Origin of the sequence: Cytobacillus solani, assembly GCF_006704205.1 — a bacterium.
GTDB classification, from domain to species: Bacteria; Bacillota; Bacilli; order Bacillales; family Cytobacillaceae; genus Cytobacillus; species Cytobacillus solani.
Genome location: NZ_CP041305.1, coordinates 1,218,314 through 1,235,743, shown reverse-complemented (window position 1 = coordinate 1,235,743; position 17,430 = coordinate 1,218,314). Strand labels below are relative to the sequence as shown.

17 protein-coding genes and 1 pseudogene are annotated in these 17,430 nt (G+C 36.4%); all 18 read left to right on the top strand.

Annotated features, from left to right (window positions below; all coding sequences use genetic code 11):
- The first annotated feature begins 26 nt into the window (after nt 1-26).
- The 18 genes and pseudogenes from FI644_RS06245 to nagB all read left to right on the top strand — a co-directional run bounded on the left by FI644_RS06245 (nt 27) and on the right by nagB (nt 17,379).
- Nucleotides 27-2,408: a polyprenyl synthetase family protein gene (locus FI644_RS06245; RefSeq protein WP_181758182.1), complete on the top strand. Its 2,382-nt coding sequence runs from the start codon at nt 27-29 to the stop codon at nt 2,406-2,408.
- 129 nt (nt 2,409-2,537) lie between these two features.
- Nucleotides 2,538-3,599, top strand: coding sequence for a hypothetical protein (locus FI644_RS06240; protein WP_053479236.1), 1,062 nt, complete (start codon nt 2,538-2,540; stop codon nt 3,597-3,599).
- Nucleotides 3,600-3,793: 194 nt separating this feature from the next.
- Entirely contained in the window at nt 3,794-4,021 is a 228-nt protein-coding gene (ymaG, locus tag FI644_RS06235; protein WP_053479235.1) for an inner spore coat protein YmaG, read from the top strand.
- A gap of 198 nt (nt 4,022-4,219) precedes the next feature.
- Nucleotides 4,220-4,531 (top strand): annotated as a pseudogene (locus FI644_RS27330) (helix-turn-helix transcriptional regulator); the annotation flags it as partial.
- A gap of 129 nt (nt 4,532-4,660) precedes the next feature.
- Nucleotides 4,661-5,137 carry an AraC family transcriptional regulator gene (locus FI644_RS27325; RefSeq protein WP_053479326.1) on the top strand — a complete coding sequence of 159 codons (477 nt, stop codon included), beginning with the start codon at nt 4,661-4,663 and terminating at the stop codon, nt 5,135-5,137.
- 33 nt (nt 5,138-5,170) lie between these two features.
- Complete coding sequence (locus tag FI644_RS06225) at nt 5,171-5,731, top strand: GNAT family N-acetyltransferase (protein ID WP_053479325.1); 561 nt, start codon at nt 5,171-5,173, stop codon at nt 5,729-5,731.
- Nucleotides 5,732-6,034: 303 nt separating this feature from the next.
- Nucleotides 6,035-6,649, top strand: a complete 615-nt coding sequence (locus FI644_RS06220) for a TetR/AcrR family transcriptional regulator (protein ID WP_056682342.1) — start codon at nt 6,035-6,037, stop codon at nt 6,647-6,649.
- A 109-nt stretch (nt 6,650-6,758) separates the two neighbouring features.
- Nucleotides 6,759-8,021: a GNAT family N-acetyltransferase gene (locus FI644_RS06215; protein WP_056682348.1), complete on the top strand. Its 1,263-nt coding sequence runs from the start codon at nt 6,759-6,761 to the stop codon at nt 8,019-8,021.
- Between the two features lie 28 nt (nt 8,022-8,049).
- Nucleotides 8,050-8,931, top strand: coding sequence for a GNAT family N-acetyltransferase (locus tag FI644_RS06210; protein ID WP_053479232.1), 882 nt, complete (start codon nt 8,050-8,052; stop codon nt 8,929-8,931).
- A gap of 209 nt (nt 8,932-9,140) precedes the next feature.
- Nucleotides 9,141-9,314 (top strand): hypothetical protein, encoded by a 174-nt coding sequence (locus tag FI644_RS26265; RefSeq protein WP_172797611.1) that lies wholly within the window; start codon nt 9,141-9,143, stop codon nt 9,312-9,314.
- Nucleotides 9,315-9,626: 312 nt separating this feature from the next.
- Entirely contained in the window at nt 9,627-10,109 is a 483-nt protein-coding gene (locus FI644_RS06205; protein WP_053479324.1) for a PTS sugar transporter subunit IIA, read from the top strand.
- A gap of 38 nt (nt 10,110-10,147) precedes the next feature.
- Nucleotides 10,148-10,966: a PRD domain-containing protein gene (locus FI644_RS06200; RefSeq protein ID WP_053479231.1), complete on the top strand. Its 819-nt coding sequence runs from the start codon at nt 10,148-10,150 to the stop codon at nt 10,964-10,966.
- 64 nt (nt 10,967-11,030) lie between these two features.
- The gene (gene nagE, locus FI644_RS06195) at nt 11,031-12,482 is read left to right on the top strand and encodes an N-acetylglucosamine-specific PTS transporter subunit IIBC (protein WP_053479230.1); all 1,452 of its coding nucleotides are present in this window, start codon (nt 11,031-11,033) and stop codon (nt 12,480-12,482) included.
- Between the two features lie 130 nt (nt 12,483-12,612).
- Nucleotides 12,613-12,882 (top strand): phosphocarrier protein HPr, encoded by a 270-nt coding sequence (locus tag FI644_RS06190; RefSeq protein WP_053479229.1) that lies wholly within the window; start codon nt 12,613-12,615, stop codon nt 12,880-12,882.
- Nucleotides 12,876-14,585 carry a phosphoenolpyruvate--protein phosphotransferase gene (ptsP, locus tag FI644_RS06185; protein ID WP_142108169.1) on the top strand — a complete coding sequence of 570 codons (1,710 nt, stop codon included), beginning with the start codon at nt 12,876-12,878 and terminating at the stop codon, nt 14,583-14,585. The genes FI644_RS06190 and ptsP overlap by 7 nt, the downstream gene beginning before the upstream one ends.
- Before the next feature lie 165 nt (nt 14,586-14,750).
- Nucleotides 14,751-15,383, top strand: a complete 633-nt coding sequence (locus FI644_RS06180) for a copper homeostasis protein CutC (protein WP_053479227.1) — start codon at nt 14,751-14,753, stop codon at nt 15,381-15,383.
- Nucleotides 15,384-15,449: 66 nt separating this feature from the next.
- Nucleotides 15,450-16,664 (top strand): N-acetylglucosamine-6-phosphate deacetylase, encoded by a 1,215-nt coding sequence (gene nagA, locus FI644_RS06175; protein ID WP_053479226.1) that lies wholly within the window; start codon nt 15,450-15,452, stop codon nt 16,662-16,664.
- Nucleotides 16,651-17,379: a glucosamine-6-phosphate deaminase gene (gene nagB / locus FI644_RS06170; RefSeq protein ID WP_053479225.1), complete on the top strand. Its 729-nt coding sequence runs from the start codon at nt 16,651-16,653 to the stop codon at nt 17,377-17,379. Before nagA ends, nagB begins: the two co-directional genes overlap by 14 nt.
- The last annotated feature ends 51 nt before the right edge of the window (nt 17,380-17,430 follow it).

Sequence of the window (17,430 nt, the reverse complement as noted above, 5' to 3'; positions counted from 1 at the left end):
TATTAAGAAATCATTAAATAGAGGGAATGGATCGAATGAATGAGGAGATACAAAAAAATGCAAATGCTAGCTACCGAAGAGCGGAGCAGAAAGCCAATCAGTATTTTAAGAAACTTCATGAGCAGGTTAAGAAAAAGACATATGTTCCAACTCTGACAAAGGATATACAATCCTGGAAGCACAACCACATTCATTATCATTCGTTGCTTTCTTTATTTTCTCGGAAAAAGGGGAACTCTAATTCTCTTGGGTATAAAAGTTATATTCAATGGCTTGAGCACACTGGCAAATTAAATAATTATCTGGATCGCAGCATCTCTTATATTTTTATGAGGGACTTGGGAAAATCACTTCACTCATCTACTACACAGACCAGAATAAGAACTATTGTTGACAGTTTAAATAGGCAGCTGACTGATTCTGCAAGAACAACAAATGAGATTTATAGCATGAAGTGGTTATATAGAAGAGCCCAGAAGGAAGGCATCGAATCCACCATCATCTGGGTGATTAATAAACTAAAAGAGGTTTCCTCTAATATTCCTAAAGGGATGGATGCAACGCACGCTCAGCGGAAGATTATTAAAATTATCGCCGGAGTGGTGATGAATGAGATTGAAGAGATGGATGGTCAAGTTTCGCCTAAAGCGCGTGCACAGAAACTTGATCGGGCGATTAGGCTAGGATATTCCTATGGACTGACCTATCCCTTCATTGATGATCTTTTGGATGCGAAGATTTTATCTGAGAAAGAGGAGAAACAATATACTGAATGGATCCGTAACACTCTAGTCACAGGGAAAGTGCATAAATTGGGTGAGTGGACAGGAAAGAATAGAGAACTAATCAGATATATTCATAGGGAGCTTAAGGATGCCTTTGAGTATATGAAGAGCCAGCAGCAAAAGGAGACAAGACGATATTTTTTCGAGCAAGCCTATGTCTTTTATCATTCTCAGGAAGTGGACCGCGCAAAGGACCTTTCTAATGGGCATTATACAAATGAAGAGCTTTATATTCCGGTTATTTTAAAGTCCTCGTCTTCACGATTGATCGTTCGTTCCTTAATTAATGCTGCTGAGGATGAGGAAATTGATAACCGAACATTTTATTATGGGATCTACAACCAGCTGGCAGATGATTTTGCGGATATGTTTGAGGATATGGAGGATGGAGCGGTAACACCGTATACCTATTATATGAAATATCATGATAAGCGCTCAGATCTGATCAATCCTTTTGAATTATACTGGACGGTTATCTCCAATTTGATTCATCATGTCTATCACTCAGATAAAAAGTCCCGTGAGGTCATACTGGATCGGGCGATCAATGGATTGAAGAGATTTAAAGAACGAATGGGAGCAAAAAAATACGATGAAGTAATGGACATATTTGCTTCAGGAAATTCGGAATTTAATCGGTTGATTCAAAAAATGGTTCGAAAAGCGGATGATGTGGATTTCTTTGATAAACTGCTTCGAGATCATGTGATAACCAATCTGAATAATGACCGGATAGAAAAGGAAGATTTTTTTAATACAATTGAAAAAGGACGGAAGCAGATTAACAGCGTCTTATTTATTTCAAAAAATGAGAAGAATCCTTTAATGAACGATTCAATTATTGATGCTGCAAATTATAGCCTAGAGGGAGATGGAAAGCGGCTCCGGCCAATCATGACATGGGTTATGGGTGTGAATGAATATGGATTAGATCAATCGGCCATGGAGCCGCTTCTAAAATCTTTGGAGTATATGCATACAGCATCCCTAATTTTCGATGATTTGCCATCTCAAGATAATGCATCTGTTCGCAGGGGACGCCAAACTCTTCATAAAGTATATAACATTGCTATTGCAGAATTAACAGGACTCTTTTTAACACAAAAGGCAACGAGGGAACAAGCATCACTTGACCATTTTGATTCAAAAGCGGTGCTGAATTTGATTCGTTATTCTTCCAAAACAACAGAGGATATGTGTAAGGGACAGGCGATGGATCTGGAGTCTAAAGGAATGCAATTGACTTTGGAGCAATTAAATACCATGTGCTTTTATAAAACTGGGATTGGATTTGAGGCTGCACTCATTATGCCGGCAATTCTCGCCCAAGCAGACAAACTAGAGATGGATGCACTGAAGAAGTATGCCTACCATGCTGGGATCGCGTTCCAAATTAAGGATGATCTTCTGGATGTTGAAGGTAACCTGAATTTACTTGGAAAACATACGGGGAAAGATGCTGAAAACAACAATTCAACCTTTGTAACGGTCCTAGGTTTTGAAGGAGCCGAGAAAGCGATGTGGGATCATTACTGTCTAGCGATGGAAGCATTGGAAGAGGTACCGCGTAAGATTGTTTTTTTGAAGCATTTAATGGATTATATTGTGCACAGAGATCGCTAAGAGGGGAACCTTCAAAGAGTATCAATTGCTGATTTTTATACTTATTAGACTAATTTAGTATGAAGTTCAACTTATTTACTAGATAATATAGTACTATAGATTTACAACAAGTAGTTGGGGTGGAAATAATTGACTCCATTTAATGAACAATTATTAAAAATAGAAGTTATCAGTGAAGAAGGAATTAAAGAGATAAAGGAACAGCTAAATATTCAATATCAGACATTAAGTTCAAAAGAAAAAGCAAGTATACTAGCAAAAACGATTCATCGAATGATAGACCAGTCCTTGCCCAATTTTTCGAAGGAAACGAAAAGAAGGATTCGGATGGAGCTGATGAATAAGAAACTGTCTGCCAATTCACTGTCTATCTCGGCTAATGATATCATTGAATCTAGCATAGGGCTGGCAACACGCGAGGAAATAGAACAAGAACTGCCGAAATGGGTATATAAGAAAGTAGATAAAGATATAAATGTATCAGAATTAAACATAGCGGGTTTTCTTAATAGCTACCCAAAAAGGGAAATTACATATCCTATTTCTATTGATGAAAACGAGCCAATATCCATTACAAACACATTTAAAAGCGGGATATGGCCAAAATATAGATCGCTTTTCCTTGGCGCAACTGCAATCATATTCATAGCGTTTGTTATGATAATTTTTGTGGAGAATCCGGCCCAAGTACCTCTTGATTATGCAAAAGGGCAAACAGCAGAAAATAAAGAAGCAGCTACTAATCAAAGAATACCTAATAACTTGCCTTCCTATCTGCAATACGAACAGGTTGATGATAAGAAGTTAAGAGAATGGCTGAATGGAAGGAAATCAATCTTAGCAGAAGAACCCTACTATTCTTCCATTATAAATGCTGCGAGTGAATTTAATATTGACCCGCTATTATTATTTGCTATTACGGGCCAGGAGCAAGGGTTTGTATCAAGAGAACATGTGAATGCAGAAAAAATCGCGAATAATCCTTTTAATGTATTTCATAGTTGGGAAGATTTTAATACGAACATTTCGGAATCAAGTCGAATTGCCGCACGCACAATTGTAAATGTAAGTAAGGATCGTCCAAAGGAAGAAGATCCTTTTCAGTGGATTAACCGAAAATATGCAGAGGATCCAAACTGGTGGATAGGTGTATCAACTATTTATAAGCAACTTGAAGAGGTTGCTCAATAAGCTGAAAATCATAAAGTAAAGAAAAATTACTTCATGATTTTCAGCTTTTTTTGCTTCTATTTCTGAGTGCCCTTTGTTTTTCAAATAAATTATAAAACTTAGATCATAAACAATTCATTTATTAGGCATTTGTCTTAAACCTAATTCATCCAGTAAGCATAATTTGGTGTATAAATAGAAAAGGAGGGGCTTTTATGCATGTAGGAAATGGAATGAATGATTTAAGAAGACCTTATGGATTCCGTCCTGGTTTTGGATTTGGCAGACCTGGATTCGGCAGACCTTTTGGTTTTGGATTTGGCAGCCCTTTTTTCGGTGGATTTGTAGGAGGGCTTGCGGCAGGTGCGTTGTTGAGTCCGTTTGTTTATCCTAGACCTTATCCGTTCTATCCACCATATTACCCTTATTATCCATATTACTAATGAATGTTATAAGTATTTTTGAGTTCAGGAATTTTTTTGCGTAGCTTATTTATCGATTTGAAATTTGAAAGAGGCTCTTATGCATTTGCATAGAGCTTTTTTGCTTTTACCTTAAAAATTTGGGCTATTAAATAAATTGCTCAACCATGTATAATTTACATATGGAACATTTAGGAAAATATGAAAGGATCAGGTTAAATGGAGAATGACGATTATATAAAAAGAATAGGAAAAGTTATTCAGTTTATTGAAGAAAATAGCTTTCAGCCTATTAGCCTTGAAGATTTAGCCAGTATCTCTAGCTTTTCAAAATATCATTTTTCTCGAATATTTACTTCCATCGTTGGTCTTACTCCCATTGCATTTGTAAACCAAAAACGTCTTCATAAATCCGCGGTTTATTTGTTAGAAACGAATAAGACAATTCTCGAAATTGCTAGTCTTTGTGGTTTTGAATCTGTCTCTAACTTTAACGCCATATTCAAAAGACACTTTAGCAAAACACCAAGCGAAGTAAGGAAGGAATTTAAAGAAAATAGCAATTTCCCATTACAAATTAGCAAAATTCAGGAAGAGTTATCCAATCCTCTTAATTACTATAAAAGTAACAAAAATGATTTTCTAAGGAGGATTTGGAAAATGAATATTTCTGTTAAGGAGCTTCCCGAATACGAAGTTGCGTATATCAGACATATTGGAAGTTATTTGGATACGCATCATGCCTGGAGTAAATTAGGAAAGTGGGCAGAACAAAACAATCTTTTTCCGACAAATCAGTACTTCATTGGCATTTCTTTAGATGATCCGAGTATGGTTGATGAATTCGCTTGTCGCTATGATGCTTGTGTAACGATTCCAATTGATTTCAATAAAGAAGATCAGAGTGAGGTTCAATTTAAAAAATTATCTGGTGGAGTTTATGCATTGTACACGTTCTACGATACGATAGATAAGTTTGCGATTACCTATCAAAGCTTATTTGGACAATGGCTGCCAAATAGTGAGTATGATGCGGATGATCGCCCCTGTTTAGAGTTTTGTATGAATAACCCAATGGAAGACCCGGAAGGAAAATGCAAGGTAGATTTATACATTCCGATTAAAAAGAGAAAATGAATACTAAAAAGGATGAAAGCGGTGAGTGAGTTTATGAATATGGAAACTATTTTCAATGAGTTCCCTATTTTGAAGTCTGATCAACTTATCTTAAAAAAAGTAGAAGAAAATGACTTCGAAGGTGTATTTGCTATTTACAATAATGGACGCGTCTTCGAATATTGTGGGATTATTCCTAAGCATAATAAAGATACAGTGAAAAAAATGATTAGTCATTTTGAACGTGATTATCTAAAGAGAACAAGAATTAAGTGGGGGATTTTTTTTAATGATGAGCTGGTTGGAATTATCGAAGCCTTTGATTTTAATCAAAAGGTAAATATGTGCACAATCGGCTACTTTTTAGCAGAATCTTATTGGGGGAAAGGCATTGCTACAGAAGCTGTTCGAATCTTGTTAACATTTCTATTTATGGAGGGAAATGTGAATAGAATACAAGCGGAGGTCATGCCGCAAAATGAGAGTTCAAAGAAGGTCTTGCTGAAAAATGGTTTCATGTACGAAGGTACTTTACGGCAAGCAACATTGTGGTCAGGGAAAGGAATCGTCGATTTAGAAATATACAGTATTCTAAGAGAAGAATACATAAAGTAAACGGTTCATACATGGCAGTAAGCACTTGACCATACAGAGAAGGAAGATAGTAAAATTGCAAGATGCAATCTATTTTCTAAATTTTTCTCAGCAGCAATTAACTGGATATCAGGATTAGAAAGATACGAAAAATTTGATGCCCCTATCCGTCTATATGATGGATAGGGGCAAATTGTTTATCATTTAGCCAGTTATTGATTTCAGAAAAATTAAAAAATAACTTGAAATAAACTGGCTAGTCGGTTTATTATATTGATAATCAATATTATTACAGTTTTTGTTAAATAGTATGGAGGGAATCATTTGCCGCCAATCGTATCTGAAGAATATAAGCAGAAAAAGAAAAGAGAAATTTTAGACAGCGCCTTAGATTGTTTTGCAAAAAAGGGATTTCAAGTGGCAACAATCGATGACATTGTTAAACGTTCAGGAATTAGTAAGGGAGCCATTTATAATTATTTTAAAAGTAAAGATGAAATTTACTTAGAATTAATGCGTGAGCAGACTGAAACGAACAATGCAAAATTACTAGAGAAGCTAATCAATCTAAGAACAGCTAAAGAAAAACTAATCTATCTTTTTGGAATTTATATAGGAATGGATCCCTATGAAGAAGATAGAAGAAAAATTATTATCGTACATTTGGAATTTACATTATATTCGTCTAGAAGTGATGAGATTAATAAGATTCTCAAAGAAAGAGGGCGTAAATTCTTTATTCAATTGATTATAGAAATAATAGAAGAAGGTCAAAGATTAGGAGAGTTCCGAAGAAACGTTGAACTTCAAGTGATCGCAAATATGTTTTGGACTTTAATGGACGGAGCTATGCTGCATACGATAATCAATAACGAATACCCTTATACTGAAGTGCTAGAAAACTATCAACAGATGATTCTAAGCTTTTTAGAATGCTAACAATTCATTTAGGCATGCTGCTGTAAAATAAACCAATTAGTTAGATTCGTGGCAATTTATTTTACAGCCATCTAAATTTTTTAAATTACCAGATTTGGGGTGAGATGTGATGGAAAGTAACATTAGAAGACTGGAAAAAGAGGAGATTTCAAGCTTTGCAGAAATTGTTGTAAATGCCTATCCAGGAACAACGAGAAATACTGCTGAATTTAAGCAAAAATATATAGACAGTTTAGTATCCATACAAGAGAAAGTTGATACGGTTAATTTTTATGGATTGTTTCGCAATGGGAAATTAACTGGTGGCATGAGAATTCATCATTTTACGATGAATGTATATGGCAAACTAGTCGAAGCTGGCGGAGTTGGACTGGTTGCAGTAGATTTGCTTCATAAAAAGGAAAAGGTTGCGAAAGAGCTGATCGACTATTTCATTTCCTATTTTAAAGAAAAGGGAACATCAATCGTCATGCTGTACCCGTTCAGACCCGATTTTTATAAGAAAATGGGCTTTGGCTATGGGACAAAGATGAATCAATACCAAATTGAACCGGCTAGTTTTCCAAAGGAAGTAACAAAAGAAGGATTAATGTATTTAGAATCATCTTATAAAGAACTGATAGAGAGCTGTGCAAACCGATATGCTCGTTCAACTCATGGCATGATTTTGAAGACAGATCATGACCTGGAAATCTTGTTCAAAAACCCTGATCACAAGCTAGTTGGATTTATGGAGAATGGGGAATTGAAGGGCTATCTAGTCTTCACCTTTAAAAGTGTCAATAACGAAAACTTCTTAGTCAATAATTTAATCATTAAAGAGTTCATTTACGAAACGCCAAAGGCACTTACTCAAATAAGCCATTTTTTAAACACACAGGCTGACCAAGTGAATCGAATCATTCTGAACACGCAAGATGATGATATAGAGTTTTTAATCAGTGAATCGAGAAATGGCAGCAATCACTTAATACCCAGTGTTTATCATGAAACGAAGACATCAGGAATCGGTCTAATGTATAAAATAATTGACGTTCCGAAGTTTCTATTACACCTTCCTACTGATCATTTATCCAATCAAGCCTGTCAGGTAGGTGTAATGATAAAAGACTCGTTCCATTCGGATGAACCGCAAAAATGGCTTCTGTCTTATGGAAATGGAAAGTTTGCAGTAGATGAGTATGTGCTAAAAAGTACGGATATTGAAGTAGAGCTTGATATCTCGGATTTTTCTTCCCTTGCTATGGGGGCAATAAGTGCTGATAAATTGTATCAGTATGGGCGATTAAAAATAAAAAAATCAGAAGATATGGCTGTGATTAAACAATTATTCCCGCATTTACAAAAGCCTATTTGTATGACAGCATTTTGATTTTATGAATAAGAGACGGGGGATCGCGATGATCGAAATAAAGAGATTAAAAGATTGTACAATTGAAGAGGGCGTAGAGGCATGGAATACCGGCTTTGAGGGGTATTATTTCGATGCGACTACGACAGCAGATAAATTCATAACTAGATTAGTACATGAGGGATTGTCACCCAATCTTTCCATTGTTGCGTTCATGGACAAAAAACCAATTGGTATTGTAAAAAATGGAATTCGTGAGTTTAATGGAAAAAAATTAGCCTGGAATGGAGGCACTGGCGTTGCCTTAGATCTAAGAAAAAAAGGGATAGGGAGGATGTTAATGGAAGAAACCTTATCCATCCTTAATGAAGAAAAGGTAGATTATGCTTCATTAGAAGCTATAAGTGAAAATGTTAAAGCCATTTCCTTATATGAAAAGATGGGTTATGAAATAGTTGATCACTTAGAATATTTAGGGTTAAACGGGCAATTAGAAAATAATTATTCTACTATTTCCTTAAATAAATACAAAATAGAAAGAGCAGTTCCACAGCAAATAGGATTGATTCCATTCTATAAAGGGATGAATCCTTGGCAGACACAGTGGCAAAGTGCAAGGGATGGAGAAGCAATGATTGTAAAAGACTCAGATGAAAATCCAATAGGGTATGCTTATTTTCGGAGAACATTTAATAATGAAGGCAAGCATATAAATACAGTTTTATATCAATGTGAAGTGGAACCAGAACAAAAGGATGCTGAGCAAATAACAAAATCATTAATTAATGCGGTGTTTCGATCGTTTACTGATGATATTAATCGTGTCATTCCTAACTTACCGATTGCTCAAAGTGGATTAACCCATTCTATTTTAAAGGCAATTGGCTTTAAATCAAAGACTGAGCAAGTTTACATGATTAAAAAAATGTAAAGATTAAAACCTAATTTATCATTAGAAGCAGCTGTGTAATAGGTTTTTAAGAATCTAATTCATTTAACAGAATTAGCTTGCATGCTGATGAAGCAATTTATGGTATGAAAGTAGCGATTTCAAAGGATATTCTTTTAGATGAGAATAGGAATGAAACTAACCACTTGTGCAGATACTATTTTTGATTCGTAATAAAAGGAGAGATACATATGCCAAAAGCAAAACAGTATGTGGATCAAGGAATTTCATCTGTACAAGAAACGGTTCATACATTGCAGCAAGCACTTAGCACTGCAGAAAAGCAAGAAAACAAAAGTAAGATTCAAGAAGCAATTAATTCCCTTAATTCTGCACATCAGCAATTATCTAGCTATCAAGATTAGGTCTAGTCAAATAGTCATGATATGAATTGGCAGGAAACGAATATCGTTACCACTTATTGTTCAATAGGAAATTATCCAGCATTTAGACCACTAAGTCTGAATTCAAACAATTCACTCATTATGTTATTGCGTTAGTATTCATTTAGTGGTACTATAAATTTGTAATTTTATATTGATCACATGTTACTGACACGATCAGGCATGGTGGTAAATTTGGAAGAGCCAAAGGCTTTTTCTTTTACCTCCATGCCTTTTTTTGTTATGTCAGCTCAATCCACACTATTAGTTAGATATATAAAGGAGATAAACAATATGCTATCAAGATTCTTTAATAAACGTAAATTGCAAATACTCGCACCTGTTAAAGGGGAAATGCTTCCACTAGAACAGGTTCCGGATCCAGTTTTTAGTGAAAAAATGATGGGCGATGGCGTCGCAATCATGCCAGAGGATGGCGGGATCCACTCTCCGATCGAAGGAACTGTCATCCTTGTGGCAGATACGAAGCATGCAATCGGTATTCGAGCTAATGATGGGACAGAGCTTCTTATTCACATTGGTTTGGAAACGGTGTCATTACATGGGAAAGGATTTGAAACGTTAGTTGAAACGGGAGATTCCGTATCAATTGGTCAGCTGCTGATTGAAGTTGATTGGAAATTTGTCAAAGAAAATGCCACCAGCATTATAACACCCATTATCATTACAAATAGTGCAGAGAAACAAATTCAGCTTGAACCTATTAAGAAATGCAACCCTGGTGAGACCGTGTTAATGACTGTTACCCCTAAGTAATAGGTAATCCAATTTTAATTAGAAGGGAGGGAATTACGATTAAAATTAAAAAGGTTCTTAATAATAATGCGGTTATCGTACTTGATGATGGGAAGGAAAAAGTAGCTGTTGGGGCTGGAATTGCTTTTAATAAGAAACGAAACGATATTGTAAATGTAAATAAAATAGAAAAGATTTTTGTTATGCGAGAGAATGACAAGCTTGAACAATTATTAAGCCGAATTCCAGAAGAACATTTTACGATATCAGAAGAAATTATTACGTATGCTGAAAGACATATGGGTACGAAATTAAATGAGCATATTCATATTGTTCTAACTGATCACCTTTCATTTGCTATTGAAAGGTCTCGAGATGGCATTGAAATAAATAACAAGTTATTACATGAAATAAAGATACTATATCAAAAAGAATTCGAAATTGGTCTTTGGGCATTAAAACATATAAAGGAAGTTTGTCAAGTAGACATGCCTATCGATGAAGCTGCTTTTATCGCTCTTCATCTGCATACGATGAAGCCGCATGGAGGTGATCTACATCAGACGGTTCGGCAAACAGCGATTATAAGAGACATGGTTCAATCGATAAAGAATCATTTATCCATTGCTGTAGAAGAAAACGATATTTCATATCATCGCCTAATTACACATCTGCGTTTTACATTAACAAGGTTGAGTCAGTATGCACCTCATTCGATGGATGAAGAAATGATCGTCATGATTCAAAAGAAGTTTCCGGTTTCATACAATTATGCAAAAGAAATTGCAAAAGATTTACTAAATTTACATGGAATTAACCTTCCTGACCAAGAGCTTGGATATATCACACTTCATATTGAACGGTTGAGGAAACGATAAAGTCAACGAGATTAGCAATTATATATTTTTCATTAAATTAATAATGAATAGGAGTTGAACGTTTATGAAGAAATATCTGCAAAGGCTTGGAGGCTCATTAATGCTTCCGGTAGCGGTTTTGCCAGCAGCTGCCATCTTGATGGGAATAGGCTATTATATTGACCCAACTGGCTGGGGTTCAGGAAATGTACTGGCAGCTTTTTTAATCAAAGCAGGTGGTGCCATTCTTGATAATATTCCGATATTATTTGCAGTTGGTGCAGCCTTGGGATTGGCTAAGGAAAAAGATGGATCTGCTGGATTGAGTGGCTTGGTCGCGTTTTTAGTCGTGACGACCATGCTATCGACAAATACAGTTGCTTTATTAACAGGTTCAGAAGTTGAGAGTGTAGATCCGGCTTTTGGAAAAATAAATAATGCGTTTATTGGGATATTGTCAGGGATGATTGCGGCAGCGATGTATAATCGTTTTAGCCATGTGAAGCTGCCAGACTTTTTAGCTTTCTTTAGTGGAAAACGTCTCGTACCAATTATGTCATCTGTGTCAATGTTAGTAGTTTCTGCATTGTTATTTTTTATTTGGCCGATTGTTTACGGTGGATTAGTTTCATTTGGTGAAGGGATCAGCGGATTAGGTGCTGCAGGTGCAGGGCTCTATGGATTCTTTAATCGTTTGTTAATCCCAACTGGCTTGCACCATGCTTTAAATGCAGTATTTTGGTTTGATACTGTTGGAATTAATGATATCGGAAACTTCTGGAGCAGTACTGGTGAAAAAGGTGTTACGGGGATGTATCAGGCTGGATTTTTCCCAATAATGATGTTTGGGTTACCAGCTGCGGCATTAGCGATGTACCACACAGCTAAAACAAAAAGGAAAAAACAAGCTGCTTCTTTAATGCTGGCAGCAGGATTTGCGGCATTTTTCACAGGGGTAACAGAACCGCTTGAATTTTCATTCATGTTCCTAGCACCTGCCCTTTATGTTGTCCATGCCTTGTTAACAGGACTTTCATTGTTTATTGCTGCATTATTCCATTGGACTGCAGGATTTGGATTTAGTGCGGGACTTCTTGATTTCTTGTTAAGTTTACGTATTCCAATTGCTAATATGCCTTTAATGCTGCTCCTTCAAGGGTTGGTATTTGCTGTTATTTACTATGTGTTATTCCGTTTCTTAATTACAAAATTCAATCTGAAAACTCCGGGAAGAGAAGATGAAACAGAAGAGGAAACAAAAGAAGGAATTGAGAATACAGCGGAAAATAAATTCAGTGCCATGGCAACAAAAATATATGATGGCTTAGGTGGAGACGACAACGTCGTTTCAGTTGATAATTGTGCAACACGCTTACGTGTAGAGGTAGAAAATATGGACAAAGTAGACCAAAGTAAAATTAAAGCGACAGGTGTCCATGGAATTAAAGTGACAGGTTCACAAAGCATTCAAGTCATCGTAGGTACAAATGTTCAGTTTGTTGCTGACGAAGTAAATAAAATTCGCAAAAAAAGATAAATAACCACACAAGGATAAAAAGTCTATAACCATATAAAAACTGTTTAATTAGGATGAAACCCTATATTAAACAGTTTTTATATGGACTTTGTTATCCTCATTACAGATAAAATATTTGGGGGCTATATCAATGGAAAAATCATTTAAAATTACTGCATCTGAGGGAATTCATGCTAGACCTGCTACATTATTAGTATCCTCGGCTACACCTTATAAAGCTGATGTTCAATTAACGTATAACAACAAGTCCGTTAATTTAAAATCTATTATGGGCGTGATGGCTCAAGGGATACCTGCTGGAGCAGTTGTTACGATTTCTGCAGAAGGTCCAGATGAAGCTGAATTACTTAATAAAGTGGAAGAAGTCATTGTAACGCAAGGGCTTGGTGAAAAATGTTAGAGATTAAAGGAGTGGCTGCCTCAAATGGTATTGCCCTAGCAAATGCTTATTGTCTAGTTGAACCCGATTTGTCCTTTGAAAAATTTGAAATAACGAATATAGAAGCTGAATTGGACCGATTAAAATCTGCAATTAGCAGAACTAAGCTTGAACTAGAGGAAATTCGTGATTCTGCCATGCTTAAGTTTGGAGAAGAAAGAGCAGCTATTTTTTCAGCTCATTTATTAATACTTGAAGATCCTGAAATTTTTTCAGCACTGGAAGCAAAAATAAATGAAAAGGTAAATGCAGAATTTGCGCTAGATGAGATCGCTAACATGTATGCCCAATTGTTTGAATCAATGGAAAATGAATATATGAAGGAACGTGCTGCAGATATTCGGGATGTGTCCAAGCGATTGCTTGCCCATTTATTACATATAGAGTTACCAGATTATAGCCGTATATCTTCGGAAGTGATTATTGTTGCCGAGGATTTAACTCCATCTATTACCGCGCAGTTAGATAAACAATATGTGAAAGGTTTTGTTACTGATATTGGAGGGAAAACCTCACACTCAGCCATTCTTGCAAGAGCAATGGAGATTCCAGCAATTGTTGGCACAAAAACAGCGACAAAGATCATAAGCCATGGTTCTCCAATTATAATTGATGGATTGGATGGAAAAGTAGTTGTTCATCCAACAGAAGAAATACACGAGTCTTATCGTCTATTAAAAAGGAAATTGGTAGAGGAAAATGAGCTACTGAAAAAATACATAAAGCTTCCAAGTATGAGTGCTGATGGTCAGTCTGTTGAAATTGCTGGTAATATAGGCAGGCCAGAAGATGTTGATGCTGTTTTGGAAAATGGCGGAGAGGGTATTGGGCTATTCCGTACGGAGTTTTTGTATATGGATCGCGATGAATTACCAACAGAAGAGGAGCAATTTAATGCCTATAAAACGGTCCTTACAAAAATGGAGGGAAGACCTACTGTTGTTCGTACATTAGATATTGGCGGCGATAAAGAGCTTCCTTATTTAAAGCTTCCGACTGAAATGAATCCTTTTCTAGGCTATCGCGCCATTCGATTATGTTTAGAACAAGCGGAAATTTTCCGCACTCAATTACGTGCACTATTACGGGCGAGTGTGTATGGAAACTTAAAAATCATGTTTCCGATGATTGCAACTTTAGATGAATTTAGAGCAGCAAAGGCTTTATTGTTTGAAGAAAAACAGAAGCTAGTGGTTGAGGGAGCTGCTGTTTCTGAACAAATCGAAATAGGGATGATGGTTGAAATTCCATCTGCAGCCGTGATTGCCGATTTATTTGCGCAAGAAGCGGACTTCCTCTCTATTGGGACGAATGATTTAATTCAATATACTCTAGCAGCAGACCGAATGAATGAAAGAGTTTCATATTTGTATCAACCATATCATCCTGCGGTATTAAGGCTAATAAAAATGGTAATCGATGCAGCTCATAGTAATGGCAAATGGGTAGGAATGTGCGGGGAAATGGCTGGAGACGAAATAGCGGTTCCCATCCTATTGGGGCTAGGATTAGATGAATTTTCAATGAGCAGCTCTTCCATTTTAAAAACACGGAGCCTACTATCTAAACTGTCTAAGGAAAAATTAGCTGAACTAGTGGAACATGTATTGATGTTAAAAACTTCTTCAGAAGTAGAACAACACGTAAAAAAGTTTCGCATTTAAAAGATTTGATAAAGTTTTGAGGAATAGTTCGCAGGAAGAAAGATTCCAATAGTAAGGGAGGCTATCGTGGTTGATGATCCATTCACGATAGCTTCTTTAATAAATATGAAATGCTTGTTTGAAATTACTAAAATTGATTTCCTTTAGAATATGAGGTGAATATAAATGATTCTAGAAGCGTGCGTGGAGAATTTTAATAAGGTTCCTGAAGTAATTATGAGGGGAGCACATCGAATTGAACTCTGTGATAACCTTTCAGTTGGGGGTACTACTGTTAGTCATGGAGTAGCCGTCAAAACGATTCAGTATTGTAAAAGCAATAACGTTAAGGTTATGGCCATGATTAGACCAAGAGGTGGAGACTTTATTTACTCTACGGAAGAAATCGAGATTATGCAAAATGATATTTATCATTTAAAAGAGCTGGGGATCGATGGTGTCGTGTTTGGGTGTTTGACAGATTCAGATTGGATTGACGAGTTTGCGCTATCTACACTATTAGACTGTTCGAAGGGGTTAGAAGTTGCCTTTCACATGGCTTTTGATCAGATTAACACCAACTACCAATTGAAAGCGATTGACTGGTTAGCAAGCCAAGGGGTAAATCGAATCTTAACACATGGGGGACCAAGCTCTACACCAATTCATAACAACTTTCCTCGGTTAAAGGAGTATTTGGAATATGCTTCTGATAGAATAACGATCATGCCTGGTGGGGGGGTAACGAACCATAATCTAGATTATATTAAAAGTAACTTAAAGATAAATGAAGTGCACGGGACAAGAATTGTTGGATAAGTACCACAGACCATTTAATTAAGAAAAACAATCTGTGTTCAATACTTATAGTAAGGATGAGAAAATATGGACAGCCATGAACGGAATAGACTTATTCTGAAAAATATTGAGATTTATACAGAAGCAGGGGTCATCAATAATGGATTTATTAAAATAGATACTGGGAAAATTGCAGAAATAGGCAGCATGTCTGAATTGACTTCGATTGAAGACTATCATGAAATGGCGATGCTTGATCATTATACTGTTATTCCTGGTCTAATTGATGTTCATATCCATGGTGTGGACGGTTCTGATGTTATGGATGGCACAAAAGAAGCGCTGGATAGAATGTCTGCTGCACTTCCAAAAGAAGGAACAACAAGCTTCCTAGCTACAACGATGACGCAATCAGAGGAAGCCATTCAACATGCACTAATTAATGTGGCAAAGTATATGGAAACCCAGTTATTTACAAAAAAGGCAGAGATTTTGGGTATTCATCTAGAGGGCCCATTTGTTAATAAAAAGATGGCAGGAGCACAGCCAATTCAGTACATTATTAAGCCAAATGTAGATTTATTTAAAAAATGGCAGCAGCTATCCAATGGGAATATAAAACTTGTTACACTTGCTCCTGAAATCGACGGTTGTCTTGAACTTATTCATTATTTAAGAGATACAGACGTAATCGCCTCGATTGGTCATTCACTTTCGACTTATGAAGAAACAAAGGAGGCGATTAATGCTGGGGTCACACATGCTACCCATCTGTTCAATCAAATGAGTGGTCTCCATCATCGAGAGCCAGGCGTAGTAGGAGCTGTTTTCCTCCAGAAAGAATTAAAAGCAGAGCTTATAGCGGATGGCATACATACCACACCTGAAATAGTAAAACTGGCATATAAAATAATTGGTCATGATCGGCTTATCTTGATTACTGACTCAATGAGGGCGAAATGCTTGAAAAACGGAACCTACGATTTAGGTGGACAAGATGTAACCGTTCAAAATGGAAAAGCGGTTTTAAGTGATGGAACTCTGGCTGGAAGTATTTTAAAAATGGGTGGCGCATTGAAAAATATGATTTCATTTACAGGATGCACACTAGCAGATGTAATTCAAATGGGATCGGCAAATCCAGCCAAGCAGCTAAATATTTTTGATAGAAAAGGAAGTATTGCTGTAGGAAAGGATGCAGATTTAGTCATCTTGGATAAAAATTACGATGTGAAGATGACATTGTGCAAGGGTTTAATTTCCTATGATAAGGAAGGGTTACATACGAATGAAAATCATTAGAGTGAAAGACTACGAAGCATTAAGCAAACGAGCTGCCTCCTATTTAATTGAAAAGGTCCGGAACAAACCGAACATGATACTTGGCTTGGCTACTGGGGGAACGTCTGAAGGAACGTATCAATATTTGATAAAAGATTATAAGGGAAATCAGACTTCTTATCGGGACGTTACAACCTTCAATTTAGATGAGTATATTGGACTTGACGGCAATAATGAAAATAGTTATCGATTCTTTATGGATACTCATTTGTTTAATCATCTTGATATCGAAAAAACAAAAACCCACGTTCCTCGTGGCAATGTGAAGGATCCTTTGAAAGAATGCGATACATATGAATTATTAATAAAAGAGCGTGGGGGAATTGATCTTCAATTGCTTGGCATAGGTGGGAATGGCCATATTGGCTTTAATGAACCAGGCTCGTCATTTCAATCAAGAACCCGTATTGTTGAACTGGCTGATTCGACACGAAGAGACAATGCTCGCTTTTTTGAGCAGCTTGAAGATGTACCTACACATGCCATTACGATGGGAATTGCGACCATTATGGAAAGTAAAGAAATATTGCTGATTGCTTCAGGAGAAGGAAAAAGAGAGGCGATGAGAAGGTTACTGCAAGGCGATGTAAGTGAGGATTTTCCTGCTTCGATATTAAAGAAGCATTCACATGTGACCATCATTGCTGATGAAGCAGCACTGACTGGCTTAGAATAAAGGAAAAACAAAACGTCCCTATTCTTATATAAAAAGAGGAATAGGGACGTT

Bases quoted from the DNA above. Each gene is read 5' to 3' on its own strand.
- FI644_RS06215 (WP_056682348.1), top strand. From the start codon at position 6,759: ATGGAAAGTAACATTAGAAGACTGGAAAAAGAGGAGATTTCAAGCTTT.
- ptsP (WP_142108169.1), top strand. From the start codon at position 12,876: ATGTTAGAGATTAAAGGAGTGGCTGCCTCAAATGGTATTGCCCTAGCA.
- nagE (WP_053479230.1), top strand. From the start codon at position 11,031: ATGAAGAAATATCTGCAAAGGCTTGGAGGCTCATTAATGCTTCCGGTA.
- FI644_RS06245 (WP_181758182.1), top strand. From the start codon at position 27: ATGGATCGAATGAATGAGGAGATACAAAAAAATGCAAATGCTAGCTAC.
- FI644_RS06225 (WP_053479325.1), top strand. From the start codon at position 5,171: ATGAATATGGAAACTATTTTCAATGAGTTCCCTATTTTGAAGTCTGAT.
- FI644_RS06210 (WP_053479232.1), top strand. From the start codon at position 8,050: ATGATCGAAATAAAGAGATTAAAAGATTGTACAATTGAAGAGGGCGTA.
- FI644_RS27325 (WP_053479326.1), top strand. From the start codon at position 4,661: ATGAATATTTCTGTTAAGGAGCTTCCCGAATACGAAGTTGCGTATATC.
- FI644_RS26265 (WP_172797611.1), top strand. From the start codon at position 9,141: ATGCCAAAAGCAAAACAGTATGTGGATCAAGGAATTTCATCTGTACAA.
- ymaG (WP_053479235.1), top strand. From the start codon at position 3,794: ATGCATGTAGGAAATGGAATGAATGATTTAAGAAGACCTTATGGATTC.
- nagB (WP_053479225.1), top strand. From the start codon at position 16,651: ATGAAAATCATTAGAGTGAAAGACTACGAAGCATTAAGCAAACGAGCT.
- FI644_RS06205 (WP_053479324.1), top strand. From the start codon at position 9,627: ATGCTATCAAGATTCTTTAATAAACGTAAATTGCAAATACTCGCACCT.
- nagA (WP_053479226.1), top strand. From the start codon at position 15,450: ATGGACAGCCATGAACGGAATAGACTTATTCTGAAAAATATTGAGATT.
- FI644_RS06190 (WP_053479229.1), top strand. From the start codon at position 12,613: ATGGAAAAATCATTTAAAATTACTGCATCTGAGGGAATTCATGCTAGA.
- FI644_RS06180 (WP_053479227.1), top strand. From the start codon at position 14,751: ATGATTCTAGAAGCGTGCGTGGAGAATTTTAATAAGGTTCCTGAAGTA.